Raw genomic sequence first — 17,162 nt, forward strand, 5'->3', positions numbered from 1 at the left:
GCTGACGAGGGTGTCAATAGGTCGACGCAAGTGTAAACATCGCTGCTCGTGCGCACGCCGAGAACCCCCGGAGCGCCGCTCCGGGGGTGGTGAGAGGGCTACGGCGTTACAGCAGCCGTTCGAGTCGGTCGAGGTCTTCGCGCACGGCGGCGATCGCTTCGGCGGGGGACTGCGGCGCGTGCCCGTCGTCGCGTCCTCGCAGGCCGGCGACGGCCATGTCGGCCAGTTCGTCGCACACCGTGTCCAGATCGTCGCGACCGCCGGCGCGGTACCACCACGCCACCCAGTTCACCATTCCGAGTGCGCCGAGCGCGGCGACCCGGGGGTCGACGGTGCGGAACACGCCGGTCCGGACGCCCTCCTCGATGACGCTCGCGATCGACTTGAGCACCGCGCGGCGCCCGGCCTCGTGCGTGGTGGCGATCTCCACCGGCAGGTCCGCCTCGGACCGCACCAGCAGCCGGAAGCGGTCGGCGTGCTCGCCCTGGCGTCGCGCGGTGCTCGCGACGATCGAGTGCAGCTTCTGCGCGGGGTCGGCGTCCGTGCGTGCCGCCTCGGTGGCGATGTCGGTGGCCGCGTCCTGGGTGATCTCGGCGACCAGCTTCGCGAGCAACTCGTCCTTGCTGCTGACGTAGTGGTAGAGCGCCGGGCGGGTGAGGCCGACGGCATCGGCGATGTCCTGGAAGTTCGTACCGGCGAAGCCCCGCTCGGCGAAGAGCCGGGTGGCCTGCACGTAGATCTCCTGCTCGATCAGGCCCCGGCGGGTGTTGGTGCGGCTCTCGGCCGGGACCTTCCGACTGGTGGTCCGCTCGGCGGGGACCTTCTTACTGGTCATGGACGCTCACGTTATCAATTCGACAGTTCCGTCTGACGCAGGCGTTGACTTTTCGTCGTGAGCGTTGAACGATGGCGGTTATGAAGCATGTGCGCGTAGGGCTCGTCGTGCCCAGCTCGAACGTCACCGTCGAGACCGAGATGCCGGCGATCCTCGGCCGCCACCTGGGCGCGACGTTCTCCTTCCACGCGAGCCGGATGCGGATGGCCCGCGTCTCGCCGGAGGGCCTCGCGGCGATGAACGCCCAGCGTGAGCGGTGCATCCTCGAGCTCGGCGACGCCGGCACCGACGTGCTCCTCTACGCCTGTCTGGTGGCGTTGATGGCCGCCGGGCCGGGAGAGCACCAGCGGGTCGAAGGCCTCGTCGCCGAGCAGCTGGCCACCGGGGGAGCGTCGACGGTCGTGCGGTCGAGTGCCGGAGCGCTGACCGAGGGGCTGTCGGCGCTCGGCGCGCGCCGGATCGCCCTGGTCACGCCCTACCTGCGTCCGCTGGCCGAGAAGGTCGTCGCGTACCTGGAGGCCGAGGGGTTCGAGGTCGCCGACTGGCGTGCGCTCGAGGTCGAGGACAACGTCGCGGTCGGCTGCATCCCGGGCGAGCGGGTGATGGAGGCCGCGCGGTCGCTCGACCTCGCCGGCGTCGACGCGCTCGTGATCTCCGCGTGCGTCCAGATGCCGTCGCTCGCTCTGGTCGACGCCGCCGAGAAGGAGTTCGGCCTGCCGGTGCTCTCCGCGGCCACGGCCGGGGCGTTCAGCATTCTGCGTGCGAACGGTCTGCCGGTGGCGATTCCGGATGCCGGGTCGCTGCTGCGCGCCGACGTTCCCGTCCCCGCCTGAGGAGGCTCCATGGATCACCTGGTCACCGGCGTCGACCACGCCGCCTTCCCGACCTTCGACCCGGCCGGGACCGTGAAGTTCTACCGCGACACGCTGGGCTTCCCGGTCGTGCACTCGATCTGCGCGGCCGGCTGGGGGCCGGAGGCGCACCCCGACTTCATCCACTTCTTCTTCGACATCGGCGGGGGCGATCGGCTGGCGTTCTTCTACTACTTCGGTCTCCCGGCGCCCGACACCAGCGAGGGGCAGGGTGACGTGTACGCCCGCTTCGGTGACGACACCCCGCTGTTCTTCGTCCGCTCCCGGCACCTGGCGCTGCACGTGGAGTCCGAGGAGCACCTGCTGGAGTACCGCCGCCGGCTCGACGCGAGTCAGTGGCCGGTCGAGATGCAGATCCAGCACGAGACGATCGAGTCGATCTACACCCACGACCCGAACGGCTACATGGTCGAGATCACCCGCGCGATGCGTCCGGTGACACCGCAGGAGGATCTCGACGCCAACCTGACGATCGACGCGCTCGTCGACATCGTCGCGCGGCCGGGCGCCTCGATGGACGAACTGCTGGTTCGCAAGGCCGAGCTGATCGTCGAGCGCGCCTCGCAGTGGCACGAGGAGCACGCTCTGCCGGAAGGGCCGGTGCGCTCGTGACGAATCGGCTGTTCGTGCTCGACGTCCCCGAGAACGTGCCGGTCGTGGCCGTCGCGCGCGACCTGCCCCAGGTCGAGGTCGGCCGAATCGGGCCGTACTTCGTCATCGAGTCCGACCGGCCGATCGCGATCGACCGTCGGACCACCGGGGTGCGGCACGCGGTCTGGTACAGCTGCGTAGCCGGGCTGGCGGGGTGGCGGATCGCGCAGTGGGACAAGGACGCGCTCCGAACGGAGCCGCGATGACCCGGCCCGGTGACGCGCCGGCCATCGAGGGGCGGCTCGGGGCGGGGCGCTACGCGGAGGGCGCCGGACCGGCGGTCGGCGGCGTCGTGACCTCGGTGCACGAGCTGACCACCGTCGACGGGGCGCAGGTGACCGGGGTGCTGCGGGTGCCGTCGGGCGCGCGGACCGTCGTGACGCTCATGCATCCGCGTCAGGACGTCACGAACCACGCACTCGTGCCCTACCTGCTCGCGACGGGGCACGCGGTCTGGACGCAGGGATCACGGTCACCGAACAACGACCTGAACCTGTTGCACGAGCAGGCCATTCTCGACTTCGCCGCCGGCCACGCGTACCTCCGTGAACGCGGGTTCGACCACGTCGTCGTTCTCGGGCACTCCGGCGGCGCCACGCTGGCCGCGTTCTACTGCCAGCAGGCAGCGCTCGCGCCGGGCGCGCGGCTGGCGACCGCGCCGTCCGGCCGCCCGGTCGCGCTGAACGACGCGACGATGCCGCTACCGGACGGGGCCGTGTACTTGGCGCCGCACCCCGGGCAGGGCGCGCTGCTGCAGCGGGTCATCGACCCGTCGGTCACCGACGAGAACGATCCGCTCTCGGTCGACCCGTCGCTGGACCCGTTCGCGGTGGCCAACGGATTCGTCGAGGCGCCGTCGCCTACCGCGTACTCGTCCGGCTTCGTTGCGGCGTACCGGGAAGCGCAGGCTGCGCGAGTGCGCCGGATCGACGCCGCCGCGGCGGCCCTCGTGGCGGAAGGTCGGGCGGCCAACCGCGCCTTCAAGCGTTCGGGCGACGCGGGGGAGCGCCGCCGTGCGCTGGCACCGCGGATCGTCACGGTCTATCGCACCGACGCCGATCTGCGGAACGTCGACCTCTCGCTCGATCCGAACGCCCGCCCGTACGGCTCGCTGTTCGGACGCCGCCCGGACCTCACCAACTACGGGCTGGTCGGATTCGGCCGGATGTCCACGGCCGAGGCGTGGATGTCGACGTGGAGCGTCAACACCACGAACGCGGACTTCCTCCGCTGTGCGCCGGGCGTCACCGTGCCGACGCTCCTCCTGGAGTTCACCGGCGACCAGGCGTCGTTCCCGTCCGACATCGCCGCGTTCAGCGGGGCGCTCGGCGCCGCGGACCTGACCGTCGACGCGGTGCCCGGCACCCACTTCGGCCGCCCCCTCACCGAGGACGCTCCCTCGGGCAACGAGCTCGCGTCCCAGGTCATCGAGAAGTGGCTGACCCCCCGCTTCCCGACGTGACACCACTCCGCTAGGCGGCCGTGTTCTGGTCGACCAGCTTGACTACTAGCTCGACGCGGAGGGCCTGAGCGACGCGTTCGAGCAGCGGCAGCGGCAGCGTCGTACCGCCGGCTTCGAAGCGCGCGACAGCGGGCTGGGTCATCGAGGCCGCCTCGGCGAGCTGGCGCTGACTCCAGCCGTGGGCTGGTTAGGCGGTGCGGCGGAGGTACATCTCGAAGACGGCGTCGAGGACTGGGCGGTCGGCGGTGTGGAGGCGGCCGCGGACGGCGATCAGGGCGCGTTCCGGGCCGCGGTTGGTGATCTCCTCGACGACCAGGGTGCCGGTCAGCGTCGTACCGCCGGTCACCGGAGCGGTGAGCTCGATCGAGCGGATGCGCCGACCGGCGATCACGTCCCAGTGCTGGTAGACCCCCAGCACGGCGAGCCGCTGCAACACCCCGAGCGTGTGCAGACCACTGGCGATGACCTCGCCGAAGTAGCTGTCCGCTGCCGCTTCCACGTCAACGTGGAAAGACTGCGGATCCCACTGACGCGCGAACGCGACGATCTCGTCCGTCGTGACGGTGTAGCTCCCGAGATCGATCTCGAGCCCGATCGTGAGGTCCTCGGCACGGAGTAGCGCCACCGTGCCCCCTCCACTCGACGACTCAGTCGACCAGATCAACCAGGTCGACCCGCCCACTGGCCAGCGCCGCCGCCGCGAACTCCGCCCAGCGACGGTTGACCCGGGCAATTACGACGCTATCAGCCTCGCGGCGCGCTCTTTCCGCCACGTCGAAGAGCGTGAGAACCGCCTCGCGGGCATCGTCGGCCGACAACACGACCGGCCCCGCGCTGACCCGCACCCGTGCCAGCAACGCCTCGGCCGACGCACCCCAGGCGTCGACGAAGTCGACGGCCAGCGAAGCACGGCCGGACGTGTCGACCACCCGCGACGACCACCCGTTGGCGCCGCCCGGGTCCGTGGCGGACGGCTCCGTGGCGGACGGCTCCGTGGCGCGCGGTTCTGTAGCGCGCGGTTCTGTGGCGCACGGTTCTGTAGCGCGCGGTTCTGCGGGGCGCGGTTCTGTGGCGCGCGGTGTTTTGTGAGCCGGCAGCGGTTGGGCGAGTACCCAGTCGACCCGGTCCTCGGACGGAACGTCGGACGGGGCGCAGCCGGCGTACTGCGCCAGCCCGGCCCGCACGACGTCGGGGGCGAGGGCGGCGAACCGGTCCAGCGTCACCTTGCCCGCGCGCGTCATGTACGCGATCAGCAACTGTTCGACCGGCAGGTGGAGCCGCTCGGGGAACGACTCCCACCAGCGCATGCTGCGGTGCGCTGTCGCCTGGAGATGCTCGACCGCGGGCCGGCGCTCCCCCTCGAAGCGCCGCAGCGCCGTCGGAAGATCGTCGGCTTCGCCGAGCGCGCGCACCAGCGCGATGCCGTCTTCCATCGCGAGCTTCGTGCCCGACCCGATCGAATAGTGCGCGGTGTGCACCGCGTCGCCGAGCAGGACGACGTTGCCATCGGACCAGCGCGAGCACGTGACCGTGCGGAACCGCAGCCACCGCGTGCGGTTGCCGATCAGCGGATGGCCCTGCAACTCGTCGTGGAACGCCTTCGAGAGGTAACTGAGCGAATGCTCGTCGCTGGCATCCGGCGCCGTCTGCTCGGTGGTGACGTCGAAGCCGGCGCGGCGCCACGTCTCCTCGTCGGTTTCGACCAGGAACGTGCTGCGATCGGCCCGGTAGGGGTAGGCGTGGGCGACGAACGTGCCGAACTCGGTAGTGACCGGCCGAAACACCGCGCTGGGCAGCGCGAATTCGGTGCCGCACCAGAGGTAGAGGCCGCGGTGAGTGGAGATCTCGGGACCGAACACGGTGCCGCGCGTCGTGCTGTTGACGCCGTCCGCGGCGATGACCAGGTCGGCGTCGAGGTCGCCGGCCGACACGCGCGCACCGGAGTGGATCCGCACCCCGGCGGCTTCGGCGTGCCGCCGCAGGATGTCGAGCAACGTGGAGCGGCCGATCGCGATCAGGTTGCCGACCGGCAGCGTGACCCGGCGGTCCCCGACGGCCATCGCCATCTCGTGCGACCAGGCGTTCTCGACGATCTCGGCGAAGCTCGCGGCGTCGGCGGCGTCGAGGTTGCGCTGCGTGCGGGTCGCGAGCCCGACACCGAAGCCGAACGTCTGCTCGGGCGGGCTCTGTTCGTAGACGTCGACCGAACACGCGGGATCGCTCAGCTTCAGCAGCCGGGCGACGTACAGACCGCCGGGGCCTCCGCCGAGTACGGCGACGGATCGCAGGTTCACGGCGGCTCCTTGTCGGTCGACTGGTGCGACGCCACTGTAGAGCTTTCTCGACAGTTACGTCAATCTTTTGACAGCTGTGTTCGACGCGTTTAGATTGGCGGTCATGAGCAGCACCGATGGGCTGGTCCGGTACCCCGCCGACGTCGTCACGCGCTATCGCGACGCCGGCGCCTGGGGCACGCTGTCGCTCGCCGCGGAGTTCCGGTCCGTCGCCGAGCGGGCGCCCGATCGTGAGGCCGTCGTGGCCCCGGAGGGCCGGCTCACCTACCGAGAGCTCGACGAGCGGGCCGACCGGCTCGCGCTCGGCCTCGTCGAGCTGGGCCTCGAGCCGGGGGGCCGCGTCGTCCTGCAGATCGGCAACCGGCTGACGTCGGTCGTGGCCTGGTACGGGCTGCTCAAGGCCGGTCTGGTCCCGGTCTGTTCGCTGCCGGTCCACCGGGAGCACGAGATCGGCGCGATCGGCCGCAAAACGAGCGCGGTGGCGCATCTCGTCGAGGCGGGCGGCCGGTTCGACCTGGTGGAGTTCGCGCTGCAGCAGCGCATCGGCACCACCCTCACGCTCGGGGCGGTCGACGGCCCCAACCGGGTCGAGGATCTGATCGAGCAGGCAGATCCCAGCGTCGCTCGGAAGGTCGTCGACCGGATCCAGGCGGAGATCCACCCCGACGAGGTCGCGGTCTTCCAGCTCTCCGGCGGCACGACCGGCGTCCCGAAGGTCATCCCACGCCTGCACGCCGAGTACTGGTACAACGCGCGTGCCTACGCGGAGGCGTCGGGCTGGGACGAGACCACCCGCAACGGGCACCTGATCCCGGTCATCCACAACGCGGGCATCGTGTGCGGTGTGCACGCGCCGCACAGCGTCGGTGGCTGTCTCCTGCTCACTACGCCGACGCTCGACGAGGCGCTGCCGATGCTGGCCGCCGAAGGGGTCACCGACGTCCTGTTCGGCCATGGCCACTACGGCGCAGTCGCGCATCCGGCGTTCGCTCAGTTGGTGCCGAGCCTGCGGCGGGTCGTGCTCTCCGGGGCGAAGGTGCCGTTGCCCCTGTTCGAGGCCCTGGAGGAGCACGGGTTGTGGACCGGTCAGCTGTTCGGGATGGGGGAGGGGTTCTTCGCGCTCAGCAGCGCCGAGTCCCCGCGCGAGGCTCGGCTCACCACCGTCGGTACGCCGATCTCGCTGCTGGACGAGTTCCGAGTACTCGATCCGTCCTCGGAGCAGGAACTGCCCGACGGCGAGGTGGGGGAGCTCGCCTGCCGCGGGCCCTACACACTGCGGGGCTACTACGACGCGCCGGACGTCAACAGCGTTGCTTTTACCTCGGACGGTTTCTACCGCACCGGTGATCTGGTCGCCGTGCGGACGTTCGGCACGGAACGCGCGCTGTCGATCGAGGGTCGGCTGAAGGACGTCATCAACCGGGGCGGCGAGAAGATCAGCGCGGAGGAGGTCGAGGTGCTGCTGCTGCGCCACCCCGGCATCCGGGAGGCCGCGATCGTGGCGATGCCCGACGAGCGCCTCGGTGAGCGGTCCTGCGCCTACCTGGTGCCCACCCGGGATCCGCTGACGCTCACCGACATCCAGGCGCACCTCGCCGCGCTCGGCGTCGCCAAGTTCAAGTGGCCCGAGCGGCTCGAATGGGTGCCGTCGTTGCCGAAAACGGCGGTGGGCAAGCTCGACAAGAAGCTGCTCCACCGCCGCATCGTGGCCACCCTGCTAGCGGAGTAACGCGCTGCTAGCGGAGTAATGCGGTCCGCACCGCGGCTGACGAGTCCGCGAGCGCAACGACGGAATTGTCGAACGGGTGCCGCAGGAACTCGTGGATCATGCCGGCGTACCTCGAAACGGTCACCGGAACCCCGGCAACCGCGAGACGCTGATCGGCTGCGCTCGGGCAGCCGGGTTCACGCTCGCCCAGATCGCCCGCTTCCTCGTGGCGACGCCGGGCGAGTGCCCGGAATTCAAATCGCGCCTGGGCTAGTGCAACAGTTCGTCGGCCCCCGTGCGTCTCCGGTGTGGACTCACGGGGATCAGGGACGGTGCCGATGGGCCGGACGGCCGACGACGAGGCGTTCGAAGCGTTCGTCAACGAACGCAGCCGCGCGCTCCTGCGCTACGGCTTCCTGCTGGCAGGGGAGCCGCATACCGCCGCCGACCTGGTGCAGGAAGCACTGCTGCGGCTCCGCGACGCCTGGGAGCACGGCCGCGGCCGCGAACACCCGGACGCCTATGTGCGCACCACGATGTACCGGCTCCACATCAGCTGGTGGCGCCGGTTACGGCGCGAGCACGTCAGCGAATGGGTGCCCGACCGCGCGATCGTCGACCCCGGCCTGCGTCGGGTCGAGGACGACACCGGCCTCTGGCAGGCGCTGAACACACTCGGCCGGCGGCAGCGCGCCGTCCTCGTCCTCCGCTACTACGAGGGTCTGGACGACGACCGGATCGCCGAATTGCTCGGCATCAGCCGGGTCACCGTCCGCACTCAGGCGATGCGCGGCCTGCGCACGCTCCGCGAACAACTGACCGAGGAAACCGTCCCCACCGGCCCGAGGAGGAACCGTGGCTGACACCGTCGAGACCGCGCTCACCCGGGCACTGGACCGGGCCGCCGACGCCGCCCCCGTGCCGGGACCCGACCTGGCCGCATCGCTGACCCGCCGGTACCACCAGCGGACGACGCGCCGGACGAGCGGCCAGGGCCGGTTGATGGTCCTCGCCGCCGCGGTGGCGGTGCTGGTGGTGCTCGGCACCGCGATCACGGCCGTCCGGGCGATCCGCGACGACAATCATCCGGCCTCCGGGTCGGCTGAACGTGCGCTGGCCTTCCTCACCCCGGCGAATCCGGTCGTGGCCCGCGCCGACTACCCGGACGGCGCGACCGTCGATCGCGTCTGGCCCGCCGCGGTGGCAGAGGTCCCGGGCACGCCCGAGATCGATCGGTTCCTGCCCGGAGGCCGGATTCTCACTAGCGGTCCCGGCAGTCCCATCGTCTCCATGGACGCCACGACCGGCGCCAAGCGGGCGATCAGTCCGGCGGGCCAGGACTACTTCACGATCGGCGAACCGGCCAACGCCGGCGCCGAGAAGTGGGTCGTGTGGGCAGTCCTCGTCGACGGCGGGAAGGCGGAGATCTGGCGGGCCCCGGTCGACGGGGGCACGGCGGCGAAGGTCACGACGCTGGAGCCGATCAAGACCGTCCACATGTCCGAGCTCCGGCTCACGGTCGTGGACGACGTCGTGCTCATCGACCCGTATCCGGGCGTGAACGGGCACGGCAACTTCGGGGTGCTGTGGGCGCCGCTCGACGGGAGTTCCGCGCCGGCCGTCCTCCCCGGTTCCCACGACTACCGGTACCTGCAGTGGCCGTGGTTCGGGTCCACCGACGTGATGAACAATTCGACGATCTGGAACGCCGTGACCGGCGAGCGGCAGACCACCCCCCTCGACTTCGACGGGATGAGCTGCTCGAAGTCCTGGTGCGTCGGGCGGAAGGGTGCAGCGGTGATGGTGGGCAGCCACAACGGCTCCGACGTGCGGCGACTCGCCCTCGAGCCGTTGCGCAACGGCTACCGGATCGTCGCTGACCGATTCGTGATCGGCGTGTTCGCCGACAGGGGCGCGTCGATCTACGACCTCGTCGCGCGTAAGTACCTTCGCCTGCCCTCGGCGGAAGCGATCGAGCAGTGGTCGATCGCCCAGGTCAGCGGTGCCACGAGCACCAATCCCTTCTACGTCTGGACGGTGAAGGCCCGTGGTGCGGCGGACTCGCTCCGGGTCCTCGAGGTCGGGAAGATGCGGTGAGTCACCGGGCGACCATTCCCCCCGACAGGTCGACGTCGGCGCCGGTCAGGCCACGCATCCGCAAAATCGCGACGGTGGCCTCGGCCACCTCGTCCTCGGTCACCATCCGGCCGAGCGCCGCGCGGGAGACGAATTCGCGCTCGGCGTCGTGCGCGGTGGTGCCGGTGCGGGCTGCTTCGAGCGCGAAGTTGCGCTCCATGCGGGGTCCCGCGACCGGGCCCGGGGACAGCGTGTTGACCCGCACCCCCAGCGTTCCCACCTCGTGCGCGAGGGTTGCGGTCAGCCCGTGCAGAGCTGTTTTGGACGCCGCGTACGGCGTCCGCCGGGGCAGCGGCCGTTTGCCGGTCACCGATGCCATGTTGACGACGTCCCCGTTGCCGCGCGCGAGCATCGCCGGGAGGAACGCGCGGCAGACCAGGTAGACGCCGCGGACGTTCACCGCGAACACGTCGTCCCAGTCGGCCGGGTCGATCTCCCACAGCGGCGCCACCGGGCCCGGTACGCCCGCGTTGTTGACGAGGATCGAGATCTCCTCGTCGGCGAGCGCGTCCCGGAGAGCCGCCACCGACCCCGGCGAAGCCACGTCCACCGTCTCGACCCGAGCGTCGATCCCCTCGGCCACCGCGCAGAGCTTCGCCCGATCCCGCCCGGTCAGCACGACCCGGACGCCCTCCTCGGCGAGCCGCGCCGCGATCGCTGCTCCGAGCCCGTTCCCGGCGCCGGTAACCACCGCGGTCCGGCCCGCGAGCAGGCTCGTCGCCTGCCCTTCCGCGCCGCTCCGGGAGAAACCCATGTCGACGCTCATCGCGGGTCCCAGGGAAGTGGGGCGCCTGCGTACTTGTGGGCTCGGACGTCGCCCGAACGAGCGTGGCCCTCGAAGAGCTCGACCCGTGCCGCGCGCCCGCACAGCTCACCGAGCGCCGCGCTGGCCGCCTCGTCAGTGACCTCCTGGTACGTCACCGTCTTCAGGTACTTCCCGACCCACAGCCCACCCGTGTGGCGCGCCGCGCCTCGCGTCGGCAATGTGTGGTTGGTGCCGATGACCTTGTCTCCGTAGGAGACACAGGTGCCCTCGCCGAGGAACAGCGCACCGTAGTTGCGCATGACCTCGAGTGCCCGGCGCGGCTCGCGGGTCAGAATCTGCACGTGTTCGGACGCGAAATCGTCCGCGACCCGGTACGCCTCCTCCACGTCGTCCACGACCACGACCTGCCCGTGATCGGTCCACGCCGGACGTGCGAAGTCCGCCGTCGGCATGTCGACGAGGATGCGTTCGACCAGGTCGATCACCTCGCGCCCCAGGGCTTCCGAGGTGGTCACGAGCACCGCGGGGGAGTCCGGCCCGTGCTCTGCCTGGCTGAGCAGATCCACGGCGACGACGAACGGGTCGGCGTACTCGTCGGCGACGATCAGCGTCTCGGTGGGCCCGGCGAACAGGTCGATGCCGACCTCGCCGAACAGCTGCCGCTTGGCCTCGGCGACGTAGGCGTTGCCCGGCCCGGCGAGCAGATCGACCTTGCGGATCGTCTCGGTGCCGATCGCCATCGCGGCTACCGCCTGGACGCCGCCCAGCAGCAGGATCTCGTCGGCCCCGGCCAGGTGCAGTGCGGCCACTGTCGCGGCCGGAATCTCACCGCGGATCGGCGGTGTGCACGCGGTGACCCGGTCGACGCCCGCGACTTTCGCGGTCACGACCGTCATGTGTGCCGACGCCACCAGTGGATAACGGCCTCCGGGCACGTACGCCCCGGCCGCGGCGACCGGGATGTTGCGCTGACCCAGGAACACCCCGGGCTCGGTCTCGACCTCGAAGTCGTGCAAGGAGTCGCGCTGGTGCGCAGCGAACGTCCGGACCCGGGCCTGAACCGCGCGAATGTCGTCGAGCGCCTGGTCGGGCACGGTGGCGACGATCTTCGCGATCTCCTCGGAGGAGAGGCGGAAGCTCGCCGGCGACCAGCCGTCGAACTTCTCGGAGTACTCCCGGACGGCGAGATCGCCGCGGGTGCGGATGTCGGCGATGACCGCGGCCACCGTTTCGCGGACGGCATCGAGGCCCAGAGCAGCTTTGCCCGGCGCGGATTTCAGGATCTCCATGGGCAACGACCGTGCGTTGCATACGTATGCTTGTCAACGTGGTCACCGGTTTCGACGTCGCGCGGCTCGCGGGGGTGACGCAGCCGACGGTGTCGCGGGCGTTGCGCAACGTGCCGGGTGTTTCTCCTGAGACCCGCCGAAAAGTGCTCGAGGCGGCCGCGCGGCTGTCGTATGTCCCCAGCGACATGGGGCGCGCGCTGTCGACGCGGGTCAACCATCGGGTGGCGGTCGTCGCGCCCGAGCTGGACAACCCGTACTACCCGCAGCTTGTCGAGCCGCTACGGCGCGAGCTCGCCGAGCGGGGGATGCGGACGGTGCTCGTCACCGACGGTGATCTCGACGACCTCGCCGACGGGTCCTACGACGGGGTCGTGCTGACCACGACGCGGCGCCGTTCGACGCTGCCGCGCGATCTCACCGAGCGGGGGATTCCGCACGTGCTGGCCAACCGCGTGCTCGACGTGCCGGAGTCGAACGGTGTGACGATCGACAACGTGTACGGGGCCTACGCGGTCGCGGACCTGCTGGTCTCGCTCGGGCACGAGACCATCGGCATGGTGGCGGGGCCGGTGGACACGTCGACCGGGCGGGAGCGAGCCGACGGGGTTCGGCGGCGGTTGCGTTCGCACGGGGTGCGGATGCGCCGGGAACACGTCCGCCGGTGCGCGTTCGACCACGACGCGGCGCTCGCGGCCGCGCGGTCGCTGCTCAGCCGGCCGGAGGGGCCGTCGGCCATCGGCGGGCACTCAGAGGTGCTGGCTGTCGGCGGCCGGCCGGAGCTGCCCACGGCCGTCGGCGGGCGGCCGACCGCTGTGGTCTGCGGCAACGACGTGATCGCGCTCGGCGTGCTGTCGGCCGCGGCGGAGCTCGGGATCGAGGTTCCCGCGCAACTCACCGTGATCGGTTTCGACGACATCCCGATGGCGGGCTGGCCACTGGTCGGGCTCACCACGATGCGGTGCGACCTACCGTTCCTCGCCGCCCGGGCGGTCGAGTTGCTCATGGCCGCGATCGCCGCCCCGACCACACCCCCCGAGGTGATCCGCCTCCGCCCCGAGCTGGTACTCCGCCGCACCCACGGCCCGGCTTAGCGCCGGGCGCCGCCCGAAGCGGTCCCGTTCGGGCACGTCAGGGGGCGCCCGATCGGGACCGCTCGATCCGGCCGCCCCGGAGCGGCCCCGTTCCGGCGCGCCCCAGCGCACCCGAACGGGACCGCTTCGAGCGGGCCCATTGCGGTGGCCTCCGGCACGCCGCAACGGGACCGCTTCGAAGCGGCAGAGGGACTACACCCCGGCCTCGGCCAGGGCCTTGTAGACGAAGTCCTTCGCCGCCGGAACCTCGTCCTCCGACACGTGCTCGATGATCACCGGCATGTTCGGGTGCTGCTTGGACAGCAGGCTCAGGAACAGCGGGTAGTTCAGCGCACCCGATCCCGGCCCGCCCAGCTCCATCGCCCCGACCCCGCGGAACGACAGGTACTCCGCCGCCCCCGTGTCCGCGTGCTTCTCGCCCGAGTCCGCCGAGTCCGACACCCGGGCGACGTCCTTCGCGTGCGCGATCTTCACGTAGGAGCCCAGCTCGTCGAACAGCCGCGTGAGCACGCCGTCCATGTCGTCGAGGTTGTGGTCCTCGAAGTAGTTCGTCGGGTCCATGACCAGACCCAGGTGCGGGCTGTTGATGTCACGGAACAGGCGCAGCGTCGCGTCGATCGTCCCGATGACGTTGTTGACGTACGTCTCCACGCAGAACACCGCGTCATGCGCAGCGGCGACCTCGACCAGCCCTCCGATGACGTCGAGCGTCTCGTTGTAGCGCGCCTCGGTGAAGTTCGCCGGGTCCGGCGCCCAGTCGCTCTCGAGGTTGTACGTGCCGGTCTCGCTGATCACGTACGGGGTACCGAGCGCCCGGCCGTTGCGGATCAGGCCGCGCAGTCGCTCGAGGCGACGCTCCCGCTCCGCCAGGTCCGGGTGGATGATGTTCGTGTACCCGGACACCGACACGATCGGCAGGTCGTGCGACCGGTAGATCTCTTTGATGCGCTTGGCCTCGGCCTCGGAGAGCCCGTTCTCCGCGTACTCGGGCTTGGTGAAGTCCAGGTCGAACTGGACCGCACCGAAGCCGTGCGCACGGGCGCGCGACGCGGCTTCCTCGTGGTCGTACTGGTAGATACCGGTGAAGATGCCGACGGTAAGCATTTCAGCCTCCTTGCTGAGGGGACACTGCGCGTCGTTCGTCGATCGAGCGGTAACAGGCCTCGATCAGGGCCATCGTGCGGAGGTTGTCGCGGGCGCTCAGCTCCGGTGGGGTACCGGTCGCCAGCGCGTACTGGAGCTGTTCCATCACGCCGGCGAAGGCGTCCGGGAACCACTGGGTGTCCCACGAAGGCGACACCCAGCCGTTGGAATCGAGCGTCGAATAACGCAGCGTCGACGGGCTGCCCTCGGGGAAGTCGGGCCAGCCGAGCGTGCCGGTCGCCAGGCCGCGGGTGCCTTCGACGCGCCAGCGGATCGCGACGTCGCCCTCGGCGCCTTCCTTGATCGGCCCGCCCCAGACGTCCTCGATGCTGGTGGCGAGCACGCCGTTCTCGAACCGCAGCACACTGGCGACGATGCCGTCGGTGTGCGCGAAGTCGGTACGCGGATCAGGTCGCACCGCCGTGTACACGTCGGCCGGCTCCCCGAACAGGAAGCGCAACGCGTCCAGATGATGGACGCTCATGTTCGCGATCGTGAGCCGGTCGTAGTCGCGCAGGAACGGCTGCCAGTGCGGCACCGCACGCATGTCCACGCTCGCCGTCACGATGTCCCCGAGGTCGCCCGCGGAGATCAACTGCTTGAGCACCCGGATCGACTGGTCGTACCGCATGTTCTGGTTGACCGACAGCACCTTGCCCGCGGCCTCGACCTCGTCCACGAGAGCAGTGGCGTCAGCCAAATTGAGAGCCAGCGGCTTCTGCGCGAGGATCCCGCGAATGTGGTCGTGCCGCAGCGCCGCGCGAATGACGTCGGGCTGTAAGTGGGGTGGGTACGCCACGTCGAGGATCTCGACCGAAGGATCCGCCAACAGTTCCTCGACCGAGGAGTGAACGGTCGGAATGGCCCACCGCTTCGCGACCTCCGACGCGTTCGACACAGTCCGCGACGCGATCGCCCGAACCGGGAACCCTGCTCGCGCATAGGCGTCCAACTGAACGTCGGCCATGATGAACCCGGCACCCACGGCGCCGATCCCGAATTCGCGGTGACGTACCGGCTGGTCAGGAATCACAGCGCACCTACCCGGAAGGTCGTCGTGTACCGGCGCTCCTCGCCGTGTTCCAGCCAGATCATCGAGCCGTCGTCCCGCGCGGCCTGCGCGCCCTGCACGTGGTGCGTGGACGGCTCGAACCCCACCGCGTACGCCCCTTCGCGCAGGTGCAGCCACTGGAAGAACGCGGGGAACTGCGCGGTGTCGTACTCGAGCTCGAAGAACACTCCGAGCTCCTCGTTCACCAGCCGCGGCCGCGCTTTGCCGTCGGCGTCGGGCTTGAGCACGTGTTCGTAGACCTGCTCGACGAACCCGGGCTGCGGCGCCGGCATCACCACGTTCGAGATGCCCTGCTCGGCGACCGAGTCCGTCTGCCAGATCGTTTCCTGCAACGGCAGCTCGTACCGAGCGCCTTCGGACAAAAACGGCCAACCGATGTTGATGTGGTACAGGTACATGTGCGGCGTCCGGTCAAAACCTTCATTCCGGACGACGTCGATCAAGCGCAGTTCCGAGGTGCCCACCGTGGCCTCGACGCGCCGGGTGAGCCGCAGGTGCTCGCCGAAGATCGCGGCCTGACGGACCTCGCCCTCGGCCCAGAGCACGCAGGTCTCGTCGTCGTCCCAGCGTTCGCCGTAGCCGGTCAGGCGTGCCGGGATGTTGCCGATCCGGCCGTGGAGGCCGTTTTTCACGGTTTCCTTGGGCGGGTAGCGGTGGTGCGACGCGTCGACCTCGGCGCCGAACAGCGTGTGGTCGAGTCCCGCGGTGAGCATCAGGCCGCTGAAGCTGCGCATGATCGACAGGCCGTCGTCGTCGGCGTAGTCGTGCAGCGCCGGGTTGCGGAAACCGGTGGCCGAGCGCCAGCCGAAGCCGTTGCCGCGGAACTCCGCGGTGCCCAGGTCCATGGCGCGGTCGACGAGCACGTCGAAGTTGAGCCCGGTGCCGGTGCGGAACTCCAGCGCGCGGATGCCGCGCTCGGCTCCGTCGTCGAGCACCACGGCCCGGACACCACCGGCTGCTGAGGCGTCCCCGGCGTGCCGGGACAAAAACTGACGATTCACACCATCACCCACCCTCCGTCTACCTCAATGCATTGACCGGTCACGAACGACGAATCCGGACCGGTCAGGAACGAGACAACGGCGGCGAGCTCCTCCGGAGTTCCGCGACGCTTCAGCGACTGCCGCTCGAGCACGAACGCCTGGTAGGCCTCGGGGTTCTCGTGGATCTCCTCGGCCGCGGTGGGGAACGCACCGGGTGAGACCGCGTTGACGCGGATCTCGTGCGGGCCGAGTTCGCGGGCGAGCGCCCGGGTGAGCGTCACCGCGGCGCCCTTCGTCGACACGTACGCGGCCAGGTCGGCCCAGCCACCGTGCATCGTGATCGAGGCGATGTTGACGATCGTGCCGCCGCCGCCCGCGATCAGGTGCCGTGCGGCGGCCTGCGCGGCCACCCAGTACGCGCGCTGGTTCACCGCGACGACGTCGTCGTACTCGGCGAGCGGCACCTCGAGGAAGGGACGAGCCGGGTAGATCGCAGCGTTGTTGACCAGTGCTTTCAACGTTCCGAAGCCGGCCGCGCGATCGGCGGCGTCGGTGATCGCGGCAGCGTCCCGCAGATCGGTGAGCAACGGGAGTGCCCGCGCCCCCGCCTTCTCGACGTCCGACGCGGTGGCCTCCAGCCCCGTCTCGTCGACGTCGAGGATCGCGACGTCGAAGCCATCGGCGGCCAATCGGGCCGCGGTGGCCCGGCCGAGCGCTCCGCCCGCGCCGGTCACCAACGCGACGCGTCCCTGGGTCATCTGGGTTCCCCATCTCTGCATTGACACGGGAGTGGGCCCTGCTACCGTTCGTGTTAGCGCTAACGTTAGCGCTAACGCCAGACCTTAGCGCTCGGGCGTGCG

18 protein-coding genes and 1 pseudogene are annotated in these 17,162 nt (G+C 70.3%); 9 read left to right on the forward strand and 10 right to left on the reverse strand.

Going from position 1 to position 17,162, the window contains the following annotated elements; translation table 11 throughout:
* Positions 1–106 precede the first annotated feature (106 nt).
* Positions 107–835, reverse strand: coding sequence for a TetR/AcrR family transcriptional regulator (locus ACGFY5_RS29445; protein WP_392724796.1), 729 nt, complete (start codon positions 833–835; stop codon positions 107–109).
* Between the two features lie 80 nt (positions 836–915).
* Here ACGFY5_RS29445 and ACGFY5_RS29450 point away from each other — a divergent pair, with 80 nt between their 5' ends.
* Genes ACGFY5_RS29450 through ACGFY5_RS29465 form a run of 4 tightly spaced genes read left to right on the forward strand, consistent with a single transcriptional unit; the run spans position 916 to position 3,820 of the window.
* Positions 916–1,668: a maleate cis-trans isomerase gene (locus tag ACGFY5_RS29450; RefSeq protein WP_392724798.1), complete on the forward strand. Its 753-nt coding sequence runs from the start codon at positions 916–918 to the stop codon at positions 1,666–1,668.
* Between the two features lie 9 nt (positions 1,669–1,677).
* Entirely contained in the window at positions 1,678–2,319 is a 642-nt protein-coding gene (locus ACGFY5_RS29455) for a VOC family protein (protein ID WP_392724800.1), read from the forward strand.
* Positions 2,316–2,564 (forward strand): hypothetical protein, encoded by a 249-nt coding sequence (locus tag ACGFY5_RS29460; RefSeq protein ID WP_392724801.1) that lies wholly within the window; start codon positions 2,316–2,318, stop codon positions 2,562–2,564. The genes ACGFY5_RS29455 and ACGFY5_RS29460 overlap by 4 nt, the downstream gene beginning before the upstream one ends.
* Entirely contained in the window at positions 2,561–3,820 is a 1,260-nt protein-coding gene (locus ACGFY5_RS29465) for an alpha/beta hydrolase (RefSeq protein ID WP_392724803.1), read from the forward strand. The genes ACGFY5_RS29460 and ACGFY5_RS29465 overlap by 4 nt, the downstream gene beginning before the upstream one ends.
* Positions 3,821–3,830: 10 nt before the next feature.
* On the opposite strand, the pseudogene ACGFY5_RS29470 reads toward ACGFY5_RS29465, so the two are convergent.
* The 3 genes and pseudogenes from ACGFY5_RS29470 to ACGFY5_RS29480 all read right to left on the reverse strand — a co-directional run.
* Positions 3,831–3,989 (reverse strand): annotated as a pseudogene (locus ACGFY5_RS29470) (helix-turn-helix domain-containing protein); the annotation flags it as partial.
* 18 nt (positions 3,990–4,007) lie between these two features.
* Complete coding sequence (locus ACGFY5_RS29475; RefSeq protein WP_392724804.1) at positions 4,008–4,445, reverse strand: MaoC/PaaZ C-terminal domain-containing protein; 438 nt, start codon at positions 4,443–4,445, stop codon at positions 4,008–4,010.
* Between the two features lie 22 nt (positions 4,446–4,467).
* Positions 4,468–6,114, reverse strand: coding sequence for an FAD-dependent monooxygenase (locus ACGFY5_RS29480; protein ID WP_392724806.1), 1,647 nt, complete (start codon positions 6,112–6,114; stop codon positions 4,468–4,470).
* A gap of 103 nt (positions 6,115–6,217) precedes the next feature.
* On the opposite strand from ACGFY5_RS29480, the gene ACGFY5_RS29485 reads away from it, so the two are divergent.
* The 4 genes from ACGFY5_RS29485 to ACGFY5_RS29500 all read left to right on the forward strand — a co-directional run bounded on the left by ACGFY5_RS29485 (position 6,218) and on the right by ACGFY5_RS29500 (position 9,919).
* The gene (locus tag ACGFY5_RS29485) at positions 6,218–7,843 is read left to right on the forward strand and encodes a (2,3-dihydroxybenzoyl)adenylate synthase (protein WP_392724807.1); all 1,626 of its coding nucleotides are present in this window, start codon (positions 6,218–6,220) and stop codon (positions 7,841–7,843) included.
* A gap of 76 nt (positions 7,844–7,919) precedes the next feature.
* A complete protein-coding gene (locus ACGFY5_RS29490) occupies positions 7,920–8,096 on the forward strand; it encodes a hypothetical protein (protein ID WP_392724809.1) in 177 nt (58 codons plus the stop codon).
* Between the two features lie 64 nt (positions 8,097–8,160).
* Positions 8,161–8,685 (forward strand): SigE family RNA polymerase sigma factor, encoded by a 525-nt coding sequence (locus tag ACGFY5_RS29495; RefSeq protein WP_392724811.1) that lies wholly within the window; start codon positions 8,161–8,163, stop codon positions 8,683–8,685.
* Positions 8,678–9,919: a hypothetical protein gene (locus ACGFY5_RS29500; RefSeq protein WP_392724812.1), complete on the forward strand. Its 1,242-nt coding sequence runs from the start codon at positions 8,678–8,680 to the stop codon at positions 9,917–9,919. The genes ACGFY5_RS29495 and ACGFY5_RS29500 overlap by 8 nt, the downstream gene beginning before the upstream one ends.
* Position 9,920: 1 nt before the next feature.
* Here ACGFY5_RS29500 and ACGFY5_RS29505 read toward each other — a convergent pair whose 3' ends face one another.
* Together ACGFY5_RS29505 and hisD are read right to left on the reverse strand one after the other, a co-directional pair.
* Positions 9,921–10,724 carry an SDR family NAD(P)-dependent oxidoreductase gene (locus ACGFY5_RS29505; protein WP_392724814.1) on the reverse strand — a complete coding sequence of 268 codons (804 nt, stop codon included), beginning with the start codon at positions 10,722–10,724 and terminating at the stop codon, positions 9,921–9,923.
* Entirely contained in the window at positions 10,721–12,013 is a 1,293-nt protein-coding gene (gene hisD / locus ACGFY5_RS29510; protein ID WP_392724816.1) for a histidinol dehydrogenase, read from the reverse strand. The genes ACGFY5_RS29505 and hisD overlap by 4 nt, the downstream gene beginning before the upstream one ends.
* Before the next feature lie 38 nt (positions 12,014–12,051).
* Here hisD and ACGFY5_RS29515 point away from each other — a divergent pair, with 38 nt between their 5' ends.
* Positions 12,052–13,104, forward strand: a complete 1,053-nt coding sequence (locus ACGFY5_RS29515; RefSeq protein WP_392724817.1) for a LacI family DNA-binding transcriptional regulator — start codon at positions 12,052–12,054, stop codon at positions 13,102–13,104.
* A gap of 192 nt (positions 13,105–13,296) precedes the next feature.
* On the opposite strand, the gene ACGFY5_RS29520 is transcribed toward ACGFY5_RS29515, so the two are convergent.
* From ACGFY5_RS29520 to ACGFY5_RS29535, 4 genes are read right to left on the reverse strand one after another with little or no spacing between them, the layout of a single operon-like run.
* The gene (locus tag ACGFY5_RS29520) at positions 13,297–14,208 is read right to left on the reverse strand and encodes a sugar phosphate isomerase/epimerase family protein (protein WP_392724819.1); all 912 of its coding nucleotides are present in this window, start codon (positions 14,206–14,208) and stop codon (positions 13,297–13,299) included.
* Between the two features lies 1 nt (position 14,209).
* The gene (locus ACGFY5_RS29525; RefSeq protein ID WP_392724820.1) at positions 14,210–15,280 is read right to left on the reverse strand and encodes a Gfo/Idh/MocA family protein; all 1,071 of its coding nucleotides are present in this window, start codon (positions 15,278–15,280) and stop codon (positions 14,210–14,212) included.
* Positions 15,277–16,320 carry an aldose 1-epimerase family protein gene (locus ACGFY5_RS29530; protein WP_392724822.1) on the reverse strand — a complete coding sequence of 348 codons (1,044 nt, stop codon included), beginning with the start codon at positions 16,318–16,320 and terminating at the stop codon, positions 15,277–15,279. Before ACGFY5_RS29530 ends, ACGFY5_RS29525 begins: the two co-directional genes overlap by 4 nt.
* Complete coding sequence (locus tag ACGFY5_RS29535; RefSeq protein WP_392724824.1) at positions 16,317–17,060, reverse strand: SDR family NAD(P)-dependent oxidoreductase; 744 nt, start codon at positions 17,058–17,060, stop codon at positions 16,317–16,319. The genes ACGFY5_RS29530 and ACGFY5_RS29535 overlap by 4 nt, the downstream gene beginning before the upstream one ends.
* Between the last annotated feature and the right edge of the window lie 102 nt (positions 17,061–17,162).

The organism is Cryptosporangium sp. NPDC048952 (genome assembly GCF_043197895.1).
Lineage (GTDB): Bacteria > Actinomycetota > Actinomycetes > Mycobacteriales > Cryptosporangiaceae > Cryptosporangium.

Excerpts from the sequence above, each read along its gene's own strand:
- ACGFY5_RS29445 (WP_392724796.1), bottom strand. The coding sequence starts at position 835 with ATGACCAGTAAGAAGGTCCCCGCCGAGCGGACCACCAGTCGGAAGGTC.
- ACGFY5_RS29520 (WP_392724819.1), bottom strand. The coding sequence starts at position 14,208 with ATGCTTACCGTCGGCATCTTCACCGGTATCTACCAGTACGACCACGAG.
- ACGFY5_RS29450 (WP_392724798.1), top strand. The coding sequence starts at position 916 with ATGAAGCATGTGCGCGTAGGGCTCGTCGTGCCCAGCTCGAACGTCACC.
- ACGFY5_RS29505 (WP_392724814.1), bottom strand. The coding sequence starts at position 10,724 with ATGAGCGTCGACATGGGTTTCTCCCGGAGCGGCGCGGAAGGGCAGGCG.
- ACGFY5_RS29465 (WP_392724803.1), top strand. The coding sequence starts at position 2,561 with ATGACCCGGCCCGGTGACGCGCCGGCCATCGAGGGGCGGCTCGGGGCG.
- ACGFY5_RS29535 (WP_392724824.1), bottom strand. The coding sequence starts at position 17,060 with ATGACCCAGGGACGCGTCGCGTTGGTGACCGGCGCGGGCGGAGCGCTC.
- ACGFY5_RS29495 (WP_392724811.1), top strand. The coding sequence starts at position 8,161 with ATGGGCCGGACGGCCGACGACGAGGCGTTCGAAGCGTTCGTCAACGAA.
- hisD (WP_392724816.1), bottom strand. The coding sequence starts at position 12,013 with ATGGAGATCCTGAAATCCGCGCCGGGCAAAGCTGCTCTGGGCCTCGAT.
- ACGFY5_RS29455 (WP_392724800.1), top strand. The coding sequence starts at position 1,678 with ATGGATCACCTGGTCACCGGCGTCGACCACGCCGCCTTCCCGACCTTC.
- ACGFY5_RS29485 (WP_392724807.1), top strand. The coding sequence starts at position 6,218 with ATGAGCAGCACCGATGGGCTGGTCCGGTACCCCGCCGACGTCGTCACG.